The 20,068-nt window shown below is 58.0% G+C and carries 17 protein-coding genes, 2 tRNA genes and 1 pseudogene; 4 read left to right on the top strand and 16 right to left on the bottom strand.

Annotated features, from left to right (window positions below; genetic code table 11):
- Positions 1-30 precede the first annotated feature (30 nt).
- The gene (locus tag ACA064_RS27620) at positions 31-840 is read right to left on the bottom strand and encodes an AraC family transcriptional regulator (protein WP_497670956.1); all 810 of its coding nucleotides are present in this window, start codon (positions 838-840) and stop codon (positions 31-33) included.
- Positions 841-981: 141 nt separating this feature from the next.
- Between ACA064_RS27620 and ACA064_RS27615 the strand changes: the two genes are divergently transcribed.
- The 3 genes from ACA064_RS27615 to ACA064_RS27605 all read left to right on the top strand — a co-directional run bounded on the left by ACA064_RS27615 (position 982) and on the right by ACA064_RS27605 (position 3,148).
- The gene (locus ACA064_RS27615) at positions 982-1,461 is read left to right on the top strand and encodes a GNAT family N-acetyltransferase (protein WP_497670955.1); all 480 of its coding nucleotides are present in this window, start codon (positions 982-984) and stop codon (positions 1,459-1,461) included.
- A 51-nt stretch (positions 1,462-1,512) separates the two neighbouring features.
- Entirely contained in the window at positions 1,513-2,607 is a 1,095-nt protein-coding gene (ddlA, locus tag ACA064_RS27610) for a D-alanine--D-alanine ligase (protein WP_497674345.1), read from the top strand.
- 112 nt (positions 2,608-2,719) lie between these two features.
- On the top strand, positions 2,720-3,148 hold the full coding sequence (locus ACA064_RS27605; protein ID WP_497670954.1) for a TOBE domain-containing protein: 429 nt from the start codon (positions 2,720-2,722) through the stop codon (positions 3,146-3,148).
- Positions 3,149-3,180: 32 nt separating this feature from the next.
- On the opposite strand, the gene ACA064_RS27600 is transcribed toward ACA064_RS27605, so the two are convergent.
- The 7 genes and pseudogenes from ACA064_RS27600 to ACA064_RS27570 form a co-directional block, all read right to left on the bottom strand.
- A complete protein-coding gene (locus tag ACA064_RS27600; protein WP_497670953.1) occupies positions 3,181-3,552 on the bottom strand; it encodes a helix-turn-helix domain-containing protein in 372 nt (123 codons plus the stop codon).
- Positions 3,553-3,557: 5 nt separating this feature from the next.
- The gene (locus tag ACA064_RS27595) at positions 3,558-3,860 is read right to left on the bottom strand and encodes a type II toxin-antitoxin system HigB family toxin (RefSeq protein WP_497670952.1); all 303 of its coding nucleotides are present in this window, start codon (positions 3,858-3,860) and stop codon (positions 3,558-3,560) included.
- A 103-nt stretch (positions 3,861-3,963) separates the two neighbouring features.
- Positions 3,964-4,229 (bottom strand): annotated as a pseudogene (locus ACA064_RS27590) (DUF3077 domain-containing protein).
- Complete coding sequence (gene ggt, locus ACA064_RS27585; protein ID WP_497670951.1) at positions 4,204-6,048, bottom strand: gamma-glutamyltransferase; 1,845 nt, start codon at positions 6,046-6,048, stop codon at positions 4,204-4,206. The pseudogene ACA064_RS27590 and the gene ggt overlap by 26 nt, the downstream one beginning before the upstream one ends.
- A gap of 157 nt (positions 6,049-6,205) precedes the next feature.
- Positions 6,206-7,768, bottom strand: coding sequence for a sensor domain-containing diguanylate cyclase (locus ACA064_RS27580; RefSeq protein ID WP_497670950.1), 1,563 nt, complete (start codon positions 7,766-7,768; stop codon positions 6,206-6,208).
- A 182-nt stretch (positions 7,769-7,950) separates the two neighbouring features.
- Positions 7,951-8,027: transfer RNA gene (locus tag ACA064_RS27575), tRNA-Met, on the bottom strand.
- Between the two features lie 150 nt (positions 8,028-8,177).
- Complete coding sequence (locus ACA064_RS27570) at positions 8,178-10,235, bottom strand: methyl-accepting chemotaxis protein (protein ID WP_497670949.1); 2,058 nt, start codon at positions 10,233-10,235, stop codon at positions 8,178-8,180.
- Between the two features lie 331 nt (positions 10,236-10,566).
- Between ACA064_RS27570 and ACA064_RS27565 the strand changes: the two genes are divergently transcribed.
- Complete coding sequence (locus ACA064_RS27565) at positions 10,567-11,784, top strand: MFS transporter (protein ID WP_497670948.1); 1,218 nt, start codon at positions 10,567-10,569, stop codon at positions 11,782-11,784.
- 1,316 nt (positions 11,785-13,100) lie between these two features.
- Here the strand turns inward: ACA064_RS27565 and ychF are convergent.
- From ychF to ACA064_RS27525, 8 genes are all read right to left on the bottom strand, one after another.
- Positions 13,101-14,201, bottom strand: a complete 1,101-nt coding sequence (gene ychF / locus ACA064_RS27560; RefSeq protein WP_497670947.1) for a redox-regulated ATPase YchF — start codon at positions 14,199-14,201, stop codon at positions 13,101-13,103.
- Between the two features lie 22 nt (positions 14,202-14,223).
- Positions 14,224-14,808: an aminoacyl-tRNA hydrolase gene (pth, locus tag ACA064_RS27555; protein ID WP_489357800.1), complete on the bottom strand. Its 585-nt coding sequence runs from the start codon at positions 14,806-14,808 to the stop codon at positions 14,224-14,226.
- A gap of 169 nt (positions 14,809-14,977) precedes the next feature.
- On the bottom strand, positions 14,978-15,580 hold the full coding sequence (locus ACA064_RS27550; RefSeq protein ID WP_497670946.1) for a 50S ribosomal protein L25/general stress protein Ctc: 603 nt from the start codon (positions 15,578-15,580) through the stop codon (positions 14,978-14,980).
- A 138-nt stretch (positions 15,581-15,718) separates the two neighbouring features.
- Positions 15,719-16,660 (bottom strand): ribose-phosphate pyrophosphokinase, encoded by a 942-nt coding sequence (locus ACA064_RS27545; protein ID WP_010458281.1) that lies wholly within the window; start codon positions 16,658-16,660, stop codon positions 15,719-15,721.
- Positions 16,661-16,707: 47 nt separating this feature from the next.
- Positions 16,708-16,782: transfer RNA gene (locus ACA064_RS27540), tRNA-Gln, on the bottom strand.
- Between the two features lie 37 nt (positions 16,783-16,819).
- Entirely contained in the window at positions 16,820-17,671 is an 852-nt protein-coding gene (ispE, locus tag ACA064_RS27535; protein ID WP_497670945.1) for a 4-(cytidine 5'-diphospho)-2-C-methyl-D-erythritol kinase, read from the bottom strand.
- Entirely contained in the window at positions 17,668-18,300 is a 633-nt protein-coding gene (gene lolB / locus ACA064_RS27530) for a lipoprotein insertase outer membrane protein LolB (protein WP_497670944.1), read from the bottom strand. Before lolB ends, ispE begins: the two co-directional genes overlap by 4 nt.
- Before the next feature lie 4 nt (positions 18,301-18,304).
- Complete coding sequence (locus tag ACA064_RS27525; protein ID WP_497670943.1) at positions 18,305-20,029, bottom strand: tetratricopeptide repeat protein; 1,725 nt, start codon at positions 20,027-20,029, stop codon at positions 18,305-18,307.
- Between the last annotated feature and the right edge of the window lie 39 nt (positions 20,030-20,068).

The following is a 20,068-nucleotide window of genomic DNA, read 5'->3' as shown; positions in this document are numbered from 1 at the left end:
CAGGGTGTTTCTTGAACGATTGTGCAGGCTTCAACACCCGTGCATCTTCAACCAGCGCGCCGGCGACAGACCGTAGGTTTTGCTGAACTGTCGGGTCATATGGGCTTGATCGGTGAAGCCAGCGATCAACGCAGCGTTGACCAGCGGCTGGCCTTGTATCAGCAACGAACGGACCAGATCCAGGCGGCGCATGGTCAGGTAACGGTAAGGACTGGTGCCGAACAGCAGACGAAAATCCCGTGACAGCCCCCAGCGATCCCGACCGCTATGCTCGGCCAGTTCATCGAGGGTCACGGTGCGATCCAGCGCGCTGTGGATGAACTCCCGAGCCCGTTCCGCCGCCTGGTAATCGAAACTCTGGCGAGTTGCAGTCGCGCCGGACACGGCATTCAGGGCATTGGCCAGGTCGAACAGCGCGTCCTGTTCTTCCAGCGGATCAAGCGGGCAGTCCAGGCTCTGCAGCAACACATGGGTAGCCGCATACAGCCGTGGATCAGCAGACAGGCCAGTCTGGATAAAGGGTAAAGGCTTGCCACCGAGTATCTGCTGAATCAGCGCCGGTTCGATGTACATCATCCGATACTTGAAGCCCTCCTCGGTGCCGGCCTCACCGTCGTGGACTTCATCGGGATGCAACACCATGGTCCCGCCCGGCAGGCTGTGTCGCCACTCGCCGCGATACTGAAAGCTCTGCACGCCCGTCAGCGTTCGGCCAATGGCGTAGGTATCGTGGCGGTGCAGGTCATAACCGTGACCGGAAAAAAATGCCTCGATGCGCTCCATACCGCTGGCGCGCGGCGCGCGGTGAAGCCAGTCGGTCTGGCTGCGATGTTTGCCCATGGGAGCGGCCCTGCTCTGTGCTCAATGGAAAATACGTTAACGCAATGCTGGTCGACTGTCTTCATCGGGGCCGAGGTGTTGATCCCCGCACGTGAGGTCGGGTAGAACTACCCAATAAAGCACCCTGTCAGGAGACAGAAGATGAAGCTTGGCTACCGGCCAGTAGAGGAACAGGACATTCCCCGGATCTGCAGTTTTGCCCGCAACGAGGACGAGTTGTTTTTCTTCTTCCCCGCGGCTTCCTGGCCATTGACCCACGAGCAATTGCGTCACTCCATCGCCCAGCGTTCGGATTCGACGGTTATCGAACTGGATGGGCGAGTGGTCGGTTTCGCCAACTTCTACCAGTGGCAAACCGAGGGAACCTGCACCATCGGCAACGTCATCATTGATCCCGAAGCACGAGCGGGAGGGATAGGTGGGCATCTCATCAGGCACATGATCGACACCGCCCTGGGCAAACATCGCGCCGGCCAGGTGACCTTGTCCTGCTTCAATTCGAACGTAGCAGGGCTGCTGCTCTATCCCAAACTCGGTTTTACGCCTTACGCCATAGAAGAGCGCAAAGATAAAAAGGACCAGCGGGTGGCGTTGATTCATCTGCGTTATGCGCAGGCCTGAGTCCTTCGCTGGTCGTATCAAGAAACAGTACTTTCACCAAGAGGCCGGATGATGAGCAAATTGCGGGTTGGGATTATTTTTGGTGGTCGTTCAGCGGAGCATGAAGTCTCGTTGCAGTCAGCGAAGAACATCGTCGATGCGCTGGACCGCTCGCGTTTCGAGCCGATGCTGATCGGTATCGACAAGCAAGGGCGCTGGCATCTGAATGACAGCTCGAACTTCCTGATCAACCAGGAAAACCCGGCACTGATTGCCCTCAATCAATCGAACCGCGAGCTGGCGGTGGTGCCCGGCAAGTCCAGCCAGCAACTGGTTGAGACGTCCAGCCAGGAGCTGCTGGGGCATATCGACGTGATCTTTCCCATCGTCCACGGCACCCTCGGCGAGGATGGTTGCCTGCAGGGCTTGTTGCGCATGGCAGACCTGCCCTTCGTCGGTTCCGATGTGCTCGGCTCGGCGGTCTGCATGGACAAGGACGTCAGCAAACGCTTGCTACGCGATGCCGGCCTGGCAATCACACCGTTCATCAGCCTGACCCGCGCCAATGCCGCGCGCACCGATTTTGCTCAGGCGCAACGCAAGCTCGGCCTGCCGATGTTCGTCAAACCGGCGAACCAGGGCTCCTCGGTGGGCGTCAGCAAGGTCAGCAATGAGGCCGAGTACGTGGCGGCTGTAGCGCTGGCGCTGAACTTCGACGAAAAAATCCTCATCGAGTCTGCCGTCAACGGCCGCGAAATCGAATGCGCGGTGCTTGGCAATGACCAGCCGATCGCCAGCGGTTGCGGCGAGATCGTGGTGCGCAGCGGTTTCTACTCCTATGACAGCAAATACATCGATGACCAGGCCGCAGAAGTCGTGGTTCCGGCAAACATCAGCCCGCAGAGCAGCGAACGCATCCGCGCCCTCGCCATCGAGGCGTTCCAGGTACTCGGCTGCTGCGGCCTGGCCCGCGTCGACATGTTCCTCACCGATACCGGTGAAGTGCTGATCAATGAAGTCAATTCGCTGCCGGGCTTCACCCGCATCAGCATGTACCCCAAGCTCTGGCAGGCTGCGGGCATGAGCTACAGTGAGCTGGTCAGTCGGCTGATCGATCTGGCGCTGGAACGCCATGCGTCGCGCCAGGGCTTGAAATACAGCCGCTAGGCGAGGGGTGAGCGCCTGAGGTGAGATTGAACAGGGTGGTTGAGTCCCGCGGGGCCATGTCCAATGACGGGCGAGGCGGTTCTCAAAAATTATTATTCGAGGGTACATACCCATGAAAGTCAGTGCGCGCAACGTCTTCAAAGGCAACATCAGCAGGCTGCAGGAAGGCGCCGTCAATGCCGAAGTGTCCTTGAAGCTATCGGGTGGCAATGAGCTGGTCGCCGTAGTGACCATGGAAAGCGTCAAGAACCTCGGTCTGGCTGTCGGTAAAGAAGCCATCGCCTTGGTGAAAGCGCCATGGGTCATGTTGATGACCGAATCCAGCGATATCCGCCTCTCGGCACGCAACTGCCTGGAAGGCAAAGTCACCAGCGTCACCGATGGTGCGGTCAATGCCGAAGTGGTTATCCAGCTGGACGGTGGTGCCGAAGTCTATTCGATCGTCACTCGTCAGGCCGTGGCAGAACTGGGCCTGGCACCTGGGGTAAGCGCTACGGCGGTGATCAAGGCATCACATATTATACTGGGTGTGTCGGCCTGATTTGCGGGGGGGGGGCATCAAAAGCATCTTGATCAAGCCATTTTCACTGGTTTGATCAGGCTCTCTGCCGGGATCCCGAACAACTCATGCAGCTTCCAGATCATTGGAAGCGTCAATGCGCGTTTGCCATTGAGCACTTCATAGACCCGGTTGGTCCGGCCAATGGCGGGTGCCAGGTCAGCTGCGGATAAGCCGGACTGCTCCATGCGAAATTTGATCGCATCGACAGGGTTGGGCAAATCGACCGGGAATTGCTTCGACTCATAGGCTTCGATGAGGGTGATCATGATGTCGAAGTAGTCACCTTCAGCGGTGCCTGGCTCTGGTTCGTTGTCGAATAGCGCGGACACTTCCTTGAGTGCAGCACGGTAGTCTTGATCGGTGTGAATCGGGCGAATATTCATGGTGGTTACTCCATTTCAACGGTGTCGGCGTTGATCGCGTCGTACTGCCTGTGGGTGCCGACAAACTTTATGTAAATGGCACCGAAGCGGTAGGCCACAGCAGCAACGAGCCGATAGTCATTTCCTTTGATGTTGAACACGACTCGGCTGCTTTTGAGAATACTGGCGCTACGGAAGTGCGCCTTAATATCCGCAGGGTTTGACCAGTTAGCGTTCTTGGCTTCGTCAATCCAGGCCAGTAAGGATTGTTCTGAGTCAGGATGTTTTTCCCAGAACCCTTTCAGGTGACTGATGGCGATAATTCTCATGGCATAATCCTAGTCCCGTCCTGGGACTGTTGCAAGTCGACAAGCGGGAGACTCCGATGTGCGGGCAGGCCAACTTGGTGACCTCCCTCGGGCTCCCTTGATATCAGCGGCTTACAGGCAGCGCTGAAACGGCTTTGTGCACGTCATCCAGCAGCGCTTTGCCCATCTCACCCAAATAATGCGAAGCCCAAGCATAGCGGTCAGCGTCTGCTCTATCGCAGCATCCAGTGCGAGTTTCTTTGCAAGATGTAGCAAGTTGGAGGCGTGCCCCAGGGCGTCGCCAATAGGGACGTTCGCAATGACGCGAAAGAGCTGATGTTTTTTTTCATATCCCCGGCCCCGATCAATCCCCCAGCGCTGCACCCTCACGCCGTGGATCGGCACCGCCGGCCCATGAGGCTTTGCCCTGGGCATCGCGGACGCGGACGATGGCTTGGGTGCCACTGGTCATGTCGATCTGCTTCACCTCATGTCCTTTGTCCTTGAGCGCCTGCATCAGCGCCGGGCTGAATTGTCCTTGCTCGAGTTCGGTCGGGCCGTTGCGGCTGCCGAAGTTGGGCAGGCTGATGGCGGCTTGCGGGTCCATGTTCCAGTCGAGCAGGGCCACCACGGACTTGGCGACGTATTCGATGATTTGCGAGCCGCCCGGAGAGCCGAGCGTGGCGACCAGTTCGCCGCTCTGGCGGTCGAAGATCAGCGTCGGGGCCATGGAAGAGCGCGGACGTTTGCCGGGCTCGACGCGGTTGGCGACCGGCAGGCCGTTTTCCTCCGGGATGAAGGAGAAGTCGGTCATCTGGTTATTGAGCAAAAAGCCCTGAACCATCAGGTGAGAACCGAAGGCTGCTTCCACGGTGGTGGTCATCGACACGGCGCCGCCCTGATCATCTACTGCGACCACCTGTGAGGTGGAAATCCGCATCGGCGAGCGGTCTGCAGCGTAAGCCAGCTGGACGCCGGCCGGGTTGCCGGGTTTGGCCGGACCCATGCTGCGTTCACCGATCAAGGCGGCTCGAGCGGCCAGGTAGTCGGGGGCGACCAGGCCTGCGAGCGGCACCGGGACGAAGTCCGAATCAGCCACATAGAGCCCGCGGTCGGCATAGGCCAGGCGCTCGGCCTCGGCAATCAGGTGGACGGCTTCTGGCGCCGGCTCCATGCCGGCCGTGGTACTGGTCGGGACTGGCTTGAGGGGCGGCAGGGCGAAGCGGCTATCGCGGCTTTCCAGGGCCTGTAGGGTGCCGAGGATTTGCGCGACGGCTATCCCTCCGGAAGACGGCGGCGGCATGCCGCAGACTTGCCAGCGTTTGTAGTCGATGCACAGTGGTGTGCGTTCTTTGGCGGTATAGCCTTGCAGATCGTTCATCGACAGGCTGCCGGCGTTGGTGTGTCGCTGAACCTTGGCGACGATCTCCTTAGCGACCGAGCCTTGATAAAGGGCCGCGGGACCTTCTTTGCCGATTCGTTGCAGTACAGCGGCCAACGCCGGATTTTTCAGCAGGGTGCCGGTGGCTTTCGGGCTGCCATCGGCATTCAGGAAATAGCTGGCCATGTCCGGCGAGTGGGGCAGGGCGCGATCGGCTGCAATCAGCGCGTGCAGTCGCGGCGAGATCGGGAAGCCTTGCTCCGCCAGGCGGATGGCCGGTTCGAACAACTGTGCCCAAGGCAAGCGACCGTGCTTGTTATGGGCTAACTCAAGGGCACGCAACACCCCCGGGGTCCCGACCGAACGACCGCCGATCTGAGCCTGGGGGAACGGCATCGGTTGGCCGTCAGCTTGCAAGAAGAGCTTTTCGGTCGCTCCCGCCGGCGCAGTTTCGCGACCGTCATAGGCCTGCGCGGTTTTACCGTCCCAGAGCATGATCAGCGCACCGCCACCAATGCCCGAGGATTGCGGTTCCACCAGGGTCAGCACCGCTTGCATCGCAATCGCCGCATCGATCGCCGAGCCGCCCTGACGCAACATTTCACGCCCGGCCTCGGCTGCCAACGGGTTGGCCGCGGCCGCCATGTGGCGAGAAGCGTATTGGGTGTGCAAATCGCTGCGATAACCCGAAGCATGTTCCGGGGCCAGCGCCAGGGCGCTGCCGGAGGGCGCGGAAGGCGGGGCAGTGCAGGCGACGAGGGTGAATGCGACGGCTATCAGCGAAAGAGCTGGTAAGCGGCAGTGGCTCAAGTTGAAGGCTGAGAACACGCGGGGCACTCCGTCCGTTGGAAAAAGAGGTGTCGAGCGCAGCCGACAGTTGGGGAATGTATCGGCCAACAGAAACAGGTGCAACGTGCGAGGCGACTTTCCTGGTCTGCGGGATTGTCAGCGAGCACCCCTTGCTGTGCATCGTTGAGTCAGTCAGTCAGTTAGTGATAACGCTCATGTTTCTTCCACTGGCTTTGGCGACGTAGAGTGCCTTGTCGGAGGCGCCGATCAAATCATCGGGCAGTTCTTGCAATGTCGGGCTGCAGGCGCTGACACCAAGGCTGACCGTCACTGTGCCTTCGCTGCTTTCGTCGTGCTCGATTCCTGCCAGCTGAACAGCGTGGCGGATTTTCTCTGCAATCAGAAATGCCCCGACATAGTCAGTGCCGGGTAATACCACGGCAAACTCCTCGCCACCATAACGCGCAGCGAGATCACCGGGGCGTTTGATGTTCTGCCGGATGATCGAGCTGATGGTGCGCAAACATTCGTCGCCGGCCAAATGCCCGTATTTGTCGTTGAAGCTTTTGAAGTGATCGACGTCGATCATCAGCAGTGCAACACTCCCATGGCTGCGCCTGGCGCGGCTCATTTCCGCACGCATGAACAGGTCGAACTGACGTCGGTTCGCCAGTCCTGTCAGTGCATCCTCCAACGCTAATAACTCCAGCGTCCGATTGGCCTCGATCAGTTTGTCCTGAGCACCCAGCAATTCGTTCTGGATGTGATTTTGCTGCTTCATGAGCCTGATCAATCGATAGCCGAGCAGCCCCAGAATCATCAGCAGAAAAGCAACGATCGACGCGCTCAGCAACGATGCCTGTCGCCAGCCTGCGAGGGCTTCGTCCTTGTTGAGCGCGACAAATATGACCAACGGATACTGATCGAGTCGCCGATAACCCACCACTCGCTCGGCACCGTCCACATGGGATTTGACGGTTGCGGAACCAAAAGGGCCCTTGGGCAGGAGTTCAGTGAAGAGAGGAGCGCCCGCCAGGCTGGTGCCGATTTCAGCTTCCTTGAAGGGGCGGCGAATGGTGATTCTGGCGTCGGCTGAGATCAGATTGATGACACCGTTAGCGCCGATATCAATGCTGTTGTATAGCTGAAGAAAATGGTCGAGATACAGGGTCGCCAGTACCACCCCGGCAAAACTGCCATCAGGGTGATTGATCCGGCGCGACACGGGCATGATCCATTCGCCGGTGGAGCGACTTCGTATCGAAGGCCCGATATGCGGGCCGCGGTCCGGATGCTCTTGATGGAAGATAAAATATTCGCGATCGGAGTTGTTGGCGTTGGCCGGGATGAACCCGTTCGAGTTCGCTACCCATTGGCCTTTTTCGTCATAGATGAACAGGCCGTGCAATTGTCGCAACTCGTTGCGCTGGGAACTGAGCAACCGTTGCAGCCTGGGAATCTGCTCGTGGCCCATGCCATCGATTTCGAGACGGTCTACCAGGCCGAACAATACGGTATCGGCTTGCTTGATTGACGCCTGCGCTTGCGATGACAGGGTCTGCGCAAGGTTTGACATCGCGACTTCTTTGTCGCGCAAATGGTACTGGCGCGAGCTCCATATCTCCCAGATAGCCACGACCACCAGGGACAGACATACCGTCAGCAGAAAAAGGATTGCAGATTGAACCTTGAGTCTGGTCTCAAGCTTTTCAATGGCTGGAATTTCGGCGATACGGGTTTTCAAAGACTGTTGTGGCATGACACTCCCTTGAACCTGATGAAATGGCAATTCATTCCCTGTGCCATTTTTTAGCGGCTTACCTGGCCACTGATTGCGTCGTATTGATTGCGACTATGCCTCATCAACGCTGACGCAGGGCGCTTTACCTTTCTCCAGACATAAAAAAACGGCCTACCTTTCGGTAAGCCGTTTTTAGTACTTGGTGGCTACACAGGGACTTGAACCCCGGACCCCAGCATTATGAATGCTATGCTCTAACCAACTGAGCTATGTAGCCAAGTGGCGCGCATTATTCGCCGATAACGGAAATGCGTCAAGCGTTTTTATTGAAAATTTATCTACACTATCAACTGTTTATCGAAAACCTCGGTCTGCAGTGGTAGGGGAGGGCGTTGGAAGCACTGGTAGGCCTCGGTCCGGCGCTTTCTCAACTCAGGCGAAACCTTCCGGTATTCTCACTCAGCGCCTTGCTGCCCTGGCTCAAGGTGTCCGCTGCGCAGTTCACCGCTCGCGCGCCTTCGAGCAGGCGCACGGCCGCTTGATCGACCTGTTGAATATTACCGCTGACTTCATCGGCGGTGCAGGCCTGTTCTTCAACGGCCGTAGCGATCTGCGCCAGGGTGTCGGTGACGCTTTGCACCGCGCTGGCAATTTCCCCCAGGCGTTCGCCAAGCCCGGTTACGGCCTGAGCATCGGTATGCGCCTGGCCGCAAGCGGCTTCCATCAAGGTCACCGCTTCGTTCACCGTGGCCCGCAGGCTGTCGACGGTGCCGGCGATCTGCGCGGTAGAAATTTGGGTGCGCTGCGACAAGCTGCGCACTTCATCGGCGACTACGGCAAACCCCCGGCCTTGTTCGCCGGCCCGGGCCGCTTCGATGGCAGCGTTCAGCGCCAGTAGATTGGTCTGCTCGGCGACCCCGCGAATGGTATCGACCACTAGCTGGATCTGCTGGCCCTGAGCGCTGACCCGACCCAGCGCTGCGGCAGTGTCGTTCAGACGCTGGTTGAGTTGCTGAATGCTGGCGGTGGTCCGCTGGCTGTCACGGCTGCTGTCAGAGGCGATGCGTTGGGTGTGCTGGGCGCTGCTGGAGGCCTGTTCGCAACTCTGCGCAACGCCTTGTGAGGTGGCGGCCAATTGGGTCGCCGCCGCAGCGATTTGACTGATCTGCAATTGCTGCGCTTCGACTTCGCCCAAGGCGCCGCTGGAGTGATCGTTGAGGGCCTGTACTGCATTACTCAGCTGCAGGGTTTCGTGATCGACCCCGAGCAGGCTGGTGCGCAGTTGCACCACGGCAACATTAAGCGCGGTGCTGATGGCGGCCAGTTCGTCGCGCCCGTGCACCGGCACTTGCAGGGACAGATTGCCGTCACGCAGGGCTTCGGCCAGCAGGGTGATGCCGCTGGCGCTGCGGCGGATCGAGGCCTGCAAGCAGACAAACAGGTACAGCGCGGCCAGCAGCAAACAGCCGAAGATCGTCGCCACCAGGATCAGTTGGCCGATGGCTGAGCTATGGTAGTAATCCAGGCGGCTGTCCAGCGACTGCAGAGACTGCTGGCGCAGCGACGCCAGGTCGCTGAGGAGGGCGTCGAGGTTGTGCTCGAAGTCTTCCGGCTTGAGCTTGATGCTGCCGCCGAAGACCCCGTCATCCAGTACTTTGAGGCCCTCGTCCAGACGCTTCAGACTGTCGTGGTATTGCCCGGCCCAGGACTGCAAAGCGCTGGGCAGTCGGGCCTCAAGCAGGCTGCCGGTCTTCACCAGCTGCTCGCGGGCATCGCCGATGCGGCTGCGCAGATCCCGCAGTTGCAGGCGGCTCTGCAGGGTGAATTGCCCGGACACCACTGAAGCCTGACCGACGCTGGCGAGGCGACCAACCCGTTCGATCAGGTCCGGCGCGTGTTGAGTAGAGATCTGCGTCAGCAGGTAGGTTTCCAGCCAAGGGGCGAGGATCAGCCGGTTATCCATGGCGATTTGCTCGCGCAAGGCCTGCAGCGCGCTCAACGCAGCGGTGAAACGCTCGTAGCCGTCCGGCCACCAGCCGACGCTGCTCAGACTCTTCGAATCCAGGCCATTGAGCGCCGCATGGAGCGCTTGATAGCGACTCAAGGTGTCGCCAGTGGCACCTTCGATTCGCAGGGCCGTACCGAGGTCCGTAGCAGCTTGGTCAAGGGCGGGTTGAACCACGTCGAACGCAGCCATGGCGGCGAGGGTTGCGGGTGTTGGCTGTCGATTGGTTTCCGTGGCTCGCCAGCGGGCGGCGCGGTCACGCTGGGCGGCGAGCAGGTTGTCGAGGGCGTCGAGGGCCAGCAACTGACGAACCCCGGCACGCTCGCCGGAAATCAGACTCAGCTTGTCGCGGTAATCCTGGCCGATCATCCACAGGCTGCCCATCAGCGGCAGAATGAACAGCAGAAACAACAGCTGAAACTTGCGGGCAAAGCCGAAGCGCCCAAGCAGTCTGATTCCTGGTGATAAAAAAGCCTGCATGCCCGACTACTCCTCTGAGCACAACGCACCAATGGTGCAGTCCTGGCGCTATGGCCGGGACCTGTGCCCCTCGTTAAAGGCCTCGGAAAGTTTGCCATCGTGGGCCCTGTGAGGTGAGCCCTGTAGCGAAACTTCCCATTCTCGGCCCCTTTGTAAGGGGCCGCGCTGAAGCGGATAAGCAAGGCAAGATTCAGACCATGGCGTTCGGCTATCACCTTGGTGGGGCAAAATACGAAGTCGTTAGCAGGCTAAGGGGATGGCTTTGCTGCACTGAAAAATGGCACATTGTCGCACCTGCAAGTGCGCATCCATCTGTTGTACGGAAACTCTTATGGCTATCAGTAACCTTCAGACCACCGCGACCCCGGCTTCTGCCACCGCACAAACCAGCCCGCTGGTCATGCGCATCATAGGTGCCGTGGCCCTCGCACATTTGATCAATGATTTGATTCAGTCGGTGCTGCCGTCGATCTATCCGATGCTCAAGGCCAACTATGGGCTGAGCTTCACTCAGGTCGGCCTGATTACGCTGACCTTTCAGCTCACCGCTTCGCTGTTGCAGCCATGGGTCGGGTATTACACCGATCGCCATCCCAAGCCGTTTCTGTTGCCAGCCGGCATGGTCTGCACGCTGATCGGAATCCTGATGATGTCCCAGGTGGGCAGTTTTCCATTGATTCTGTTGGCGGCAGGATTGATTGGCATCGGCTCCTCGACCTTTCATCCGGAGGCTTCGCGGGTGGCTCGACTGGCTTCCGGCGGGCGCTATGGTTTGGCGCAGTCGAGCTTCCAGGTCGGCGGTAATGCCGGGTCGGCGTTCGGGCCGTTACTGGCTGCGGCTATCATCATTCCGTTCGGTCAAGGTAACGTGGCCTGGTTCGGGCTGTTCGCGGTCTTTGCCTTGTTCGTGCTCTATCGCATCAGCTGCTGGTACGCCAGCCACCTGAGCCTGTTCAAGCTCAAGCAAGGCCAGGCGGCGACCCATGGACTGTCCAAGGGGCGGGTGTTGAGTGCCTTGGTGGTGCTCGGGTTGCTGGTGTTCTCCAAGTACTTCTACATGTCCAGCCTTACCAGCTATTTCACGTTCTACCTGATCGAGAAGTTCGACCTGTCGGTGGCCAGCTCGCAGCTGCATCTGTTCCTGTTTCTGGGGGCGGTAGCGGCGGGGACCTTCTTCGGCGGGCCGATTGGCGACAGGATCGGTCGCAAGGCGGTGATCTGGTTCTCGATCCTCGGCGTAGCGCCGTTCACCCTGTTGCTGCCGCACGTGGACCTGTTCTGGACCAGTGTGCTGAGCGTGGTGATCGGCTTCATCCTGGCTTCGGCATTCTCGGCCATCGTGGTCTACGCCCAGGAGTTGGTGCCGGGTAACGTCGGGATGATCGCCGGAGTGTTCTTTGGCTTGATGTTCGGTTTCGGCGGGATTGGTGCTGCGCTGCTGGGGCATCTGGCGGATGTTCACGGGATTGAGTACGTGTACTTCCTGTGTTCGTTCTTGCCGCTGTTCGGGCTGTTGGCGATCTTTCTGCCGAGAACCAGGAAGGCTTGACCTACACCAATCCACTGTGGGAGCAACTGTCTTGATGACTTCTATTTTGAAGATATATCAAAAGACAGCTGCACTCCCACAGCTTTAGGCCATACGATTTTCTACAGGAACAACCGTAGCCCGTTTAGGCGACGGGTTCTTTCCACTCGGTTTCGTCCCGGATCATGGCGTTCAGCCGTATCAACATCACTCGCATACAGACGATGGCGCAACTGTCGATCCTGTTGGAAGGTATTGACTGGCGTAGGGCGATTCGCACAGCACCTGTCCTCGCGGTCCGACTGACGACGCAATATTAAGTCGTTAATATCAGCTCATGACTTTCGCGATCGACATTCATCCCGGATGATCGTCAGTCCTATGCACTACTTGATGGATGATTGATGATTACGGCTTCCTCTGGCGCACGAAGTCGCACACTTGAAGTGCTTTTTTGTCATGTTAGGTGCTCTCTGCTTGAAGTATTCCATTTTATGTCGGCCCGGAGGCTGTGCGGATTAGTAAGCTGATAGGTTTAAATTGTCTCATGAAGATATATAAATATTTGTTTTTCGGGTTGTTATTAATAAGTTCGGTCTTAGCTGTTTATTATGGGTTGCAAGGAGATTGCTCCAATGCATCTAAAGGGCTGCAGAGCGCCATCGTATTTTCTTTTTTTCTCTGGGTGGGCGTAAATATTCGCACTATAGAGTCAATGCTTACTCCAAAAAAATAGTTGGTCGAGTGTGGGAGGTATCGGACCTCATAAAATGCTAACTGTCTCGATCGAGTGATATTTTGCTTTGGCTGTTTGGGTGACTCCTTTTGTGAGCTAAAATAACAATATATCAACATGGCCAATGGGCTCGAACAAGGATTGTAAAAGCCGCTAATAGGCTAGAATTTTTTCAGCTCGATTATCAGGTTTTTTAAACTAATGTGGTGTACCTGACAGGCCGCGCAGTCTGCTTCGCGGCGAGCCCGCTCTCACATTGGAACTTTCACGCTGGTAGTGCTTTCCAGCCCACAATGAGCTGAAATGAGCCAATTAATAGAATCAGCTCATATCGGCTCATTGCCTGAGCTGATCTGAAAAGTATGAGACTGCTGCATATCTGCGGTGAAACACACTACCTGTGGGAACGGGCTTGCCCCAATGCCAGTCAGTCAAGCGAACGATGCGCCCCTGAGCGAGCTTGCTCGCGATGGACTCAAGGGCGGCGGGGGTAGCCATTTCATTATTTGAATTGCGTTGTGCCCGCTGTTGAGTTTCACCGGAGCAATTTTCAGGCAAGAAAAAGCCGCGTCTCGACGCGGCTTTTTCTTGGGTGCGGCTTTTATACGTTGAAACGGAAGTGCATCACGTCGCCGTCTTTGACGATGTAATCCTTGCCTTCCAGGCGCCATTTACCGGCTTCTTTGGTACCGGCTTCGCCCTTGTACTGAATGAAGTCGTTGTAGGCGATGACTTCGGCGCGGATGAAGCCTTTTTCGAAGTCGGTGTGGATCACACCGGCCGCTTGTGGCGCGGTAGCGCCGACTTTTACGGTCCAGGCGCGGACTTCTTCGACACCGGCGGTGAAGTAGGTCTGCAGGTGCAGCATCTCGTAGCCGGCGCGGATTACGCGGTTCAGGCCAGGTTCGTCGAGGCCCAGGGCTTCGAGGAACATGTCTTTTTCTTCACCGTCGTCGAGCTCGGCGATTTCCGCTTCGATCTTGTTGCAGACCGGCACCACGATCGCGCCTTCTTCTTCTGCAATGGCCTTGACCACGTCCAGCAGCGGATTGTTTTCGAAGCCGTCTTCAGCGACGTTGGCGATGTACATCACCGGCTTGGTGGTCAGCAGGTGGAAACCGCGAATCACCGCTTTCTCGTCGGCGTTCATGCTCTTCATCAGGCTGCGCGCAGGCTTGCCGATGGTGAAGTGGGCGATCAACTGTTCCAGCAGACCTTTCTGGACCACTGCGTCCTTGTCACCGCCCTTGGCGTTACGGGTAACTTTCTGCAGTTGCTTTTCGCAGCTGTCGAGGTCGGCGAAGATCAGTTCGAGGTCGATGATCTCGATGTCGCGTTTCGGGTCGACGCTATTGGAGACGTGGATCACGTTCTCGTCTTCGAAGCAGCGGACCACGTGGGCGATGGCATCGGTTTCGCGGATGTTGGCCAGGAACTTGTTGCCCAGGCCTTCACCTTTCGAGGCGCCGGCAACCAGCCCGGCGATGTCGACGAATTCCATGGTGGTCGGCAGCACACGCTTGGGATTGACGATGGCCGCCAACGCGTCCAGACGCTTGTCCGGCATCGGCACGATACCGGTGTTCGGTTCGATGGTGCAGAAGGGGAAGTTTTCGGCCGCGATACCGGATTTGGTCAGGGCGTTGAACAGGGTGGACTTGCCGACGTTAGGCAGGCCGACGATGCCGCAGTTGAATCCCATGGTGTTTCCCCTCGGATAAGAGTCAGGCCTTCTGGCTGTGCAGGTTTTTCATCGCGCGGTTCCATTCCCCGGCGAAGATATCCGGCAGCACGCCGAGAGCAAAATCGATGCTGGCATCGAGTTTTTCCTGTTCGGCGCGTGGCGCACGACCCAGGACAAAGTTTGAAACCATACTGGCAACGCCCGGGTGGCCAATGCCAAGCCGCAAGCGATGAAAGGTATTCTGATTGCCCAGCTGCGCAATGATGTCGCGCAACCCGTTGTGACCGCCATGGCCGCCGCCCTGTTTGAGCTTGGCAACGCCAGGTGGCAGGTCGAGTTCGTCGTGCGCCACCAGTATCTCTTCCGGCTTTATGCGAAAAAAGCCGGCAAGCGCCGCTACGGCCTGGCCGCTGCGGTTCATGTAAGTGGTGGGAATCAACAGACGAACATCCTGACCCTGGTGCGAGAAGCGCCCGGTCAGGCCGAAATATTTGCGATCGGCAACAAGGTTGATGCCCTGTGCTTGCGCGATGCGCTCAACAAAAAGGGCCCCTGCGTTATGCCGGGTCTGTTCGTATTCAGCGCCTGGATTTCCCAGGCCAACGATCAGTTTGATGGCAGTCACGATAGGGGCCCTTCCTAGGAGTGGTGGATAACGTCGCCGCAAGCAGGTTGTGCGGCGAAAGTGGACGAAAAGTGCTCATTTACCATTATGTAAACTCCGCGTTCTCGCCCGCTTTCTCGCTACGCTCTAGTCCGCGATGTTTCCAGTCACTCCGGCGTACAGAGTGAAATTACTCTGCAGCGCCTTCTTCAGTAGCTTCTGGAGCAACACGTGGAGCGTGAACGTTGGCAACAGCCAGGTCGTTACCGTGAGCCAGAGCAACAAACTCAACGCCTTTAGGGGCTTTGAGGTCGGACAGGTGAATGATCGAGCCGACTTCGGTTTCAGCCAGGTCGACTTCGATGAATTCAGGCAGGTCTTTCGGCAGGCAGGAAACTTCGATCTCGGAAACAACGTGCGAAATTTCGCCGCCTTTCTTGATCGGGGCTTCTTCACCAACGAAGTGAACTGGGACGATAGCGGTCAGTTTCTGACCAGCTACAACGCGTACGAAGTCAGCGTGCATCACGTGGCCTTTGGCCGGGTGACGTTGCAGAGCTTTGATGATTACGTTTTGCTTGGTGCCGCCAACGTTCAGCTCGATGATGTGGCTGTAAGCCGCTTCGTTTTCGAGCAGTTTGGCAACTTCTTTGGCCAGCATGCTGATGGATTCAGGGGCTTTTTCGCCACCGTAAACTACAGCTGGAACCAGGCTTGCGAGACGACGCAGGCGGCGGCTCGCACCTTTCCCCAGGTCGGAACGCACTTCAGCATTCAGAGTAAAATCGTTCATGTTGTATCTCCAAAATAACCACATTCGCCCCAGCGGTTGCGACCAGCGCTAAAGGCGATATGGGCAAAAAAGCCCCGCCCCAACAAAATGTTGGGGCGGGGCGCTTTTCGTCGGCGGGATGCAGCTAAGGTTCGACCCTTAACGGAACATCGCGCTGATCGATTCTTCGTTGCTGATGCGGCGGACCGCTTCGGCAACTACCGGTGCGATATCCAGTTGACGGATACGCGTACAGGCTTGAGCAGCAGCGGACAACGGGATGGTGTTGGTCACCACCAGTTCGTCCAGCATGGAGTTTTCGATGTTCTCGATCGCCCGACCCGACAGCACAGGGTGTGTGCAGTAGGCAAAGACCTTTGCCGCGCCATGCTCTTTCAAGGCTTTAGCCGCGTGGCACAAGGTGCCGGCGGTATCGACCATGTCATCGACCAGAATACAGGTACGCCCTTCGACATCACCGATGATATGCATCACTTCAGAGTGATTGGCTTTCTCACGGCGCTTGTCGATGATTCCGAGATCGACGCCCAGGGATTTGGCAACAGCACGTGCACGCACGACGCCGCCAATGTCCGGGGATACGATCATCAGATTTTCGAAGCGTTGATCTTCGATGTCATCCACCAGAACGGGGGAGCCGTAGATGTTATCTACCGGAATATCGAAGAATCCCTGGATCTGGTCAGCATGCAGATCAACCGTGAGAACACGATCGATGCCGACCACGGTAAGCATGTCAGCGACGACTTTCGCGCTGATAGCCACACGTGCGGAACGCGGACGGCGATCCTGACGGGCATAACCAAAGTAGGGGATTACAGCTGTGATTCGAGTCGCTGAGGAGCGGCGGAAGGCATCAGCCATCACGACGAGTTCCATCAGGTTATCGTTGGTCGGAGCACACGTCGGCTGAATGATGAAGACGTCTTTACCGCGGACGTTTTCATTAATCTCAGCGGTGATTTCGCCGTCGGAGAACTTACCGACAGAAATGTCACCGAGTGGGATATGCAGCTGACGTACAACACGCCGAGCCAGATCGGGGTTAGCGTTCCCCGTAAAGACCATCATCTTGGACACGCGCAGTACCTGAAGGCTGAGGGTATACCTGGATGAGTATAGGAAAATGGCAGGGGCGGCTGGATTCGAACCAACGCATGGCAGGATCAAAACCTGCTGCCTTACCGCTTGGCGACGCCCCTGTATCTGTTGCAACGAGTGCCCAGCACTCGATTCCTTTTAGAGCAGACTTTGCAGCTTGCGATGCAACATCGAAACGTTGCTTCCCTTTGCTACAAACCCTGTAAGGGTCTCTGTAAGAAGGGCCGAGACTTTATCAGCTTCAGCTTTGCTTGGGAAGCCCCCAAACACACAACTTCCAGTGCCGGTTAATTTTGCTTCGGTAAATTTACCTAACAAATTCAAAGCGTTACGTACATCTGGGTAACGCCTTGCTACAACCGGTAAGCAGTCATTTCGACTGTTTCCCTTGGGAACGGGGCGCACTTTAATGGGAGAAGAGTTACGTGTCAACAACGGATCTGAAAAAATTTCTGCTGTACTTACAGAGACTTGCGGCACGAGCACGAGATACCACGGTTCTTCGGGGTCTACAGGCGTGAGTTTTTCCCCAATGCCTTCAGCAAAAGCGGCGTGTCCACGCACGAAAACCGGGACGTCGGCGCCTAGAGTCAGGCCCAGAGCGGCCAGCCGATCTTCATCCCAACCCAGTTGCCAAAGATGATTCAGGCCGAGCAGGGTGGTCGCCGCATTTGAACTGCCGCCACCGATTCCGCCGCCCATGGGCAGGATTTTTTCGATCCAGATATCGATTCCCAGCGGGGAGCCGGATTGTTCCTGAAGTTTTTTTGCCGCGCGCACGATCAGATTGCTGTCGTGAGGGACGCCTTCGAATTCGGTGTGCAACTTGATGACGCCATCATCGCGAATGGCAAAGGTCAGTTCATCGGCGTAATCGAGAAACTGAAACAGCGTTTGCAGTTCGTGATAGCCGTCTTCCCGGCGCCCGAGGATGTGCAGCATCAGGTTGAGTTTTGCCGGAGCGGGCAAGGTCAGGCGGGTTGCTGTCATTGCATTGCCCTGGCTTGCCCCAGCGTGCGCGGTTGCCAGTCCTTGATCACCAGCGTGACGTCGAGGTCGGGACCGTGCAGCTTGATCCGTTCGGGCAGCCAGAAGCCGCCCTGTTGCGCATAGCTCAGGTACTCGACCTTCCAGCCATCCTGGTCGAGGCTGGCCAGGCGGCTGTCGGCATCGAGGTTCAGGCGGCTTTTGCTGTCAGGCGCGGGAAGGCCGCGGACCCACCAGACCAGATGCGAGACCGGCAGCTTCCAGCCCAGCTGCTCTTCCAGCAGGGCTTCGGGCGTAGGTGCTTCATAGCGTCCCTGGTTGGCGACTTCCAGTGACACCTGGCCCGGGCGACCGGTCAGGCGGGCTGCACCGCGCCCCAACGGGCCGGACAAGCGGATGTCGTAGTAGTCCTGACGTTGCAGCCAGAACAAGGTGCCGCTGCCCGAATCTTTCGGGGCGCGAATGCCGACCTTGCCGCTGATCTGCCAGCCATCGAGGCTGCTCAGTTGCTGTTTGTGCTCGCGCCATTGCGCGGCGTTGCCATGCCCTTCGACTGACTCGCGGGGGCCCAGGCCTGCGCAACCGGCGAGCAGAGCGATGAAGCTGAATACGATAACGTGGCGCAAAAACATAATCTTAAAGAGTCTCGGAACCGGTCAGGCGCTTGATGGTGCTGCGCAGAATAGGGCTGTCGGGCTGATCCTTGAGGAACTTGCCCCAGATTTGCCTGGCTTCGCGTTGTTTGCCGTTGGCCCACAGGACTTCGCCCAGGTGCGCGGCGACTTCCTGATCGGGGAACCGCTCAAGGGCCTGACGCAGAAGACGTTCGGCCTCATCGAGGTTGCCCATGCGGAAATTCACCCAGCCGAGGCTGTCGAGTACCGCCGGATCTTCCGGGGTCAGCTGATGAGCCTGTTCGATCAGCGCCTTGGCCTCGGCATAACGCGTCGTACGGTCGGACAAGGTGTAGCCGAGGGCGTTCAACGCCATGGCATTGTCCGGATCACGCTGGATGATCAGGCGCAGGTCTTTTTCCATCTGCGCCAGGTCGTTGCGCTTCTCCGCCTGCATGGCGCGGGTATACAGCAGGTTCAGATCGTCCGGGTATTGCTGCAAGGCTTGCTGCAGGACTTTCCAGGCGCGATCGCCCTGATTGTTGGCTGACAGGGTCTCGGCTTCGATCAGGTACAACTGAATCCCATAGTCGGGCTGAGTATCGCGGGCGGTAGCCAGGCGGCTTTCGGCTTCACTGGTGCGACCGTTGCTGATCAAGATGTCGGCCTGGCGCAGTTGCGCCGGCAGGTAGTCATTGCCGGGGCCGACCTGGGCGTACTCGATCAGTGCGCCTTGCGGGTCGTTGCGCTCTTCGGCGATCCGGCCCAGGTTCAGGTGCGCCGAATCGACGTGGCTTTCCCGGGCGACCAAGTCTTCCAGATAACCCTTGGCCTCTTCCCAGGCCTTGGCTTCCAGGCAGACCAGTGCCAGGGAGTAACGCAAATCGTCATCTTCCGGGTATTGCTGGACCAGGCTGGAGAATTCGACCTTGGCATCGTCCATTCGGTCCTGCTCGACCAGCATGCGTGCGTAGGTCAGGCGCAGGCGTTTGTCGTCCGGATACTTGCGGATGCTTTTTTCCAGCAATGGCAAGGCTTCCGGTCCGCGATTCAATGCTTGCAGCAGGCGTGCACGCAGCAACAACGGCGCGACTTCGCCTTCTTCCGGCGGATTGTCCTCGAGCAGGCTCAATGCGCCCTCGGAATCACCGTCCTGTTGCAACATCAAGGCCTTGCCGAAGATCAACTGACCGTTGTTCGGGTATTTCTGCAACAAACGGTCAAAACTTTTCATCAGGCCGTTGCGGGTTTCTTGATCGGTATCGGCGGCAGACAAGGCCAGAAAGTCGAAATGAGTGTCGCCTTTGCCTTGCAGGACTTTCTCCATATAGACCATGGAGTCGTCGTAGCGCCCGCTACGTGCCAGCTGAATGGCCGCGGCGCGTTGTGCCTCCAGGTCGTCCGGGGCGTTTTTCGCCCAGATCAGCGCGGTATCCAGCGCGGCCTGATCGGCGCCCAGGTATTCGGCGATGCGAAAGGCCCGCTCGGAGATCCCGGGATCCTGAGTATTGATGGCCTGGGTCACGTAGTTGTCCAGCGCAAGGTCGTAACGATTGCGCTGGCCAGCCAGTTCCGCGCTCAGCAGGCTGAAGATAGTGTCTTCGCTGAATGAGCTGTAGACCTTGGGCTTTTCAGGCGCCGGCGTACTGTCTTCAGCCGGCGGCGTACTGTCTGGTGACACGGGCACCAAGGCCTGGCAGCCGCTGAGCAAGACAAAAGCGAGGAGCAACGTGGAAGATCTATTCATATAGGAGGAGGACGACTAACCTGCGGTCGGATCATCATG

The organism is Pseudomonas sp. LBUM1658 (assembly GCF_059716055.1).
Note: the sequence above shows the minus strand (reverse complement) of the source record. Positions and strands in the feature narration are given on the sequence as shown.

Excerpts from the sequence above, each read along its gene's own strand:
- ACA064_RS27605 (WP_497670954.1), top strand. The coding sequence starts at position 2,720 with ATGAAAGTCAGTGCGCGCAACGTCTTCAAAGGCAACATCAGCAGGCTG.
- lolB (WP_497670944.1), bottom strand. The coding sequence starts at position 18,300 with ATGTTTTTGCGCCACGTTATCGTATTCAGCTTCATCGCTCTGCTCGCC.
- ddlA (WP_497674345.1), top strand. The coding sequence starts at position 1,513 with ATGAGCAAATTGCGGGTTGGGATTATTTTTGGTGGTCGTTCAGCGGAG.
- ychF (WP_497670947.1), bottom strand. The coding sequence starts at position 14,201 with ATGGGATTCAACTGCGGCATCGTCGGCCTGCCTAACGTCGGCAAGTCC.
- ACA064_RS27620 (WP_497670956.1), bottom strand. The coding sequence starts at position 840 with ATGGGCAAACATCGCAGCCAGACCGACTGGCTTCACCGCGCGCCGCGC.
- ACA064_RS27570 (WP_497670949.1), bottom strand. The coding sequence starts at position 10,235 with ATGCAGGCTTTTTTATCACCAGGAATCAGACTGCTTGGGCGCTTCGGC.
- ispE (WP_497670945.1), bottom strand. The coding sequence starts at position 17,671 with ATGACAGCAACCCGCCTGACCTTGCCCGCTCCGGCAAAACTCAACCTG.
- ACA064_RS27600 (WP_497670953.1), bottom strand. The coding sequence starts at position 3,552 with ATGAATATTCGCCCGATTCACACCGATCAAGACTACCGTGCTGCACTC.
- ACA064_RS27615 (WP_497670955.1), top strand. The coding sequence starts at position 982 with ATGAAGCTTGGCTACCGGCCAGTAGAGGAACAGGACATTCCCCGGATC.
- ACA064_RS27580 (WP_497670950.1), bottom strand. The coding sequence starts at position 7,768 with ATGCCACAACAGTCTTTGAAAACCCGTATCGCCGAAATTCCAGCCATT.
- ACA064_RS27595 (WP_497670952.1), bottom strand. The coding sequence starts at position 3,860 with ATGAGAATTATCGCCATCAGTCACCTGAAAGGGTTCTGGGAAAAACAT.
- ACA064_RS27550 (WP_497670946.1), bottom strand. The coding sequence starts at position 15,580 with ATGAACGATTTTACTCTGAATGCTGAAGTGCGTTCCGACCTGGGGAAA.
- ACA064_RS27565 (WP_497670948.1), top strand. The coding sequence starts at position 10,567 with ATGGCTATCAGTAACCTTCAGACCACCGCGACCCCGGCTTCTGCCACC.
- ACA064_RS27525 (WP_497670943.1), bottom strand. The coding sequence starts at position 20,029 with ATGAATAGATCTTCCACGTTGCTCCTCGCTTTTGTCTTGCTCAGCGGC.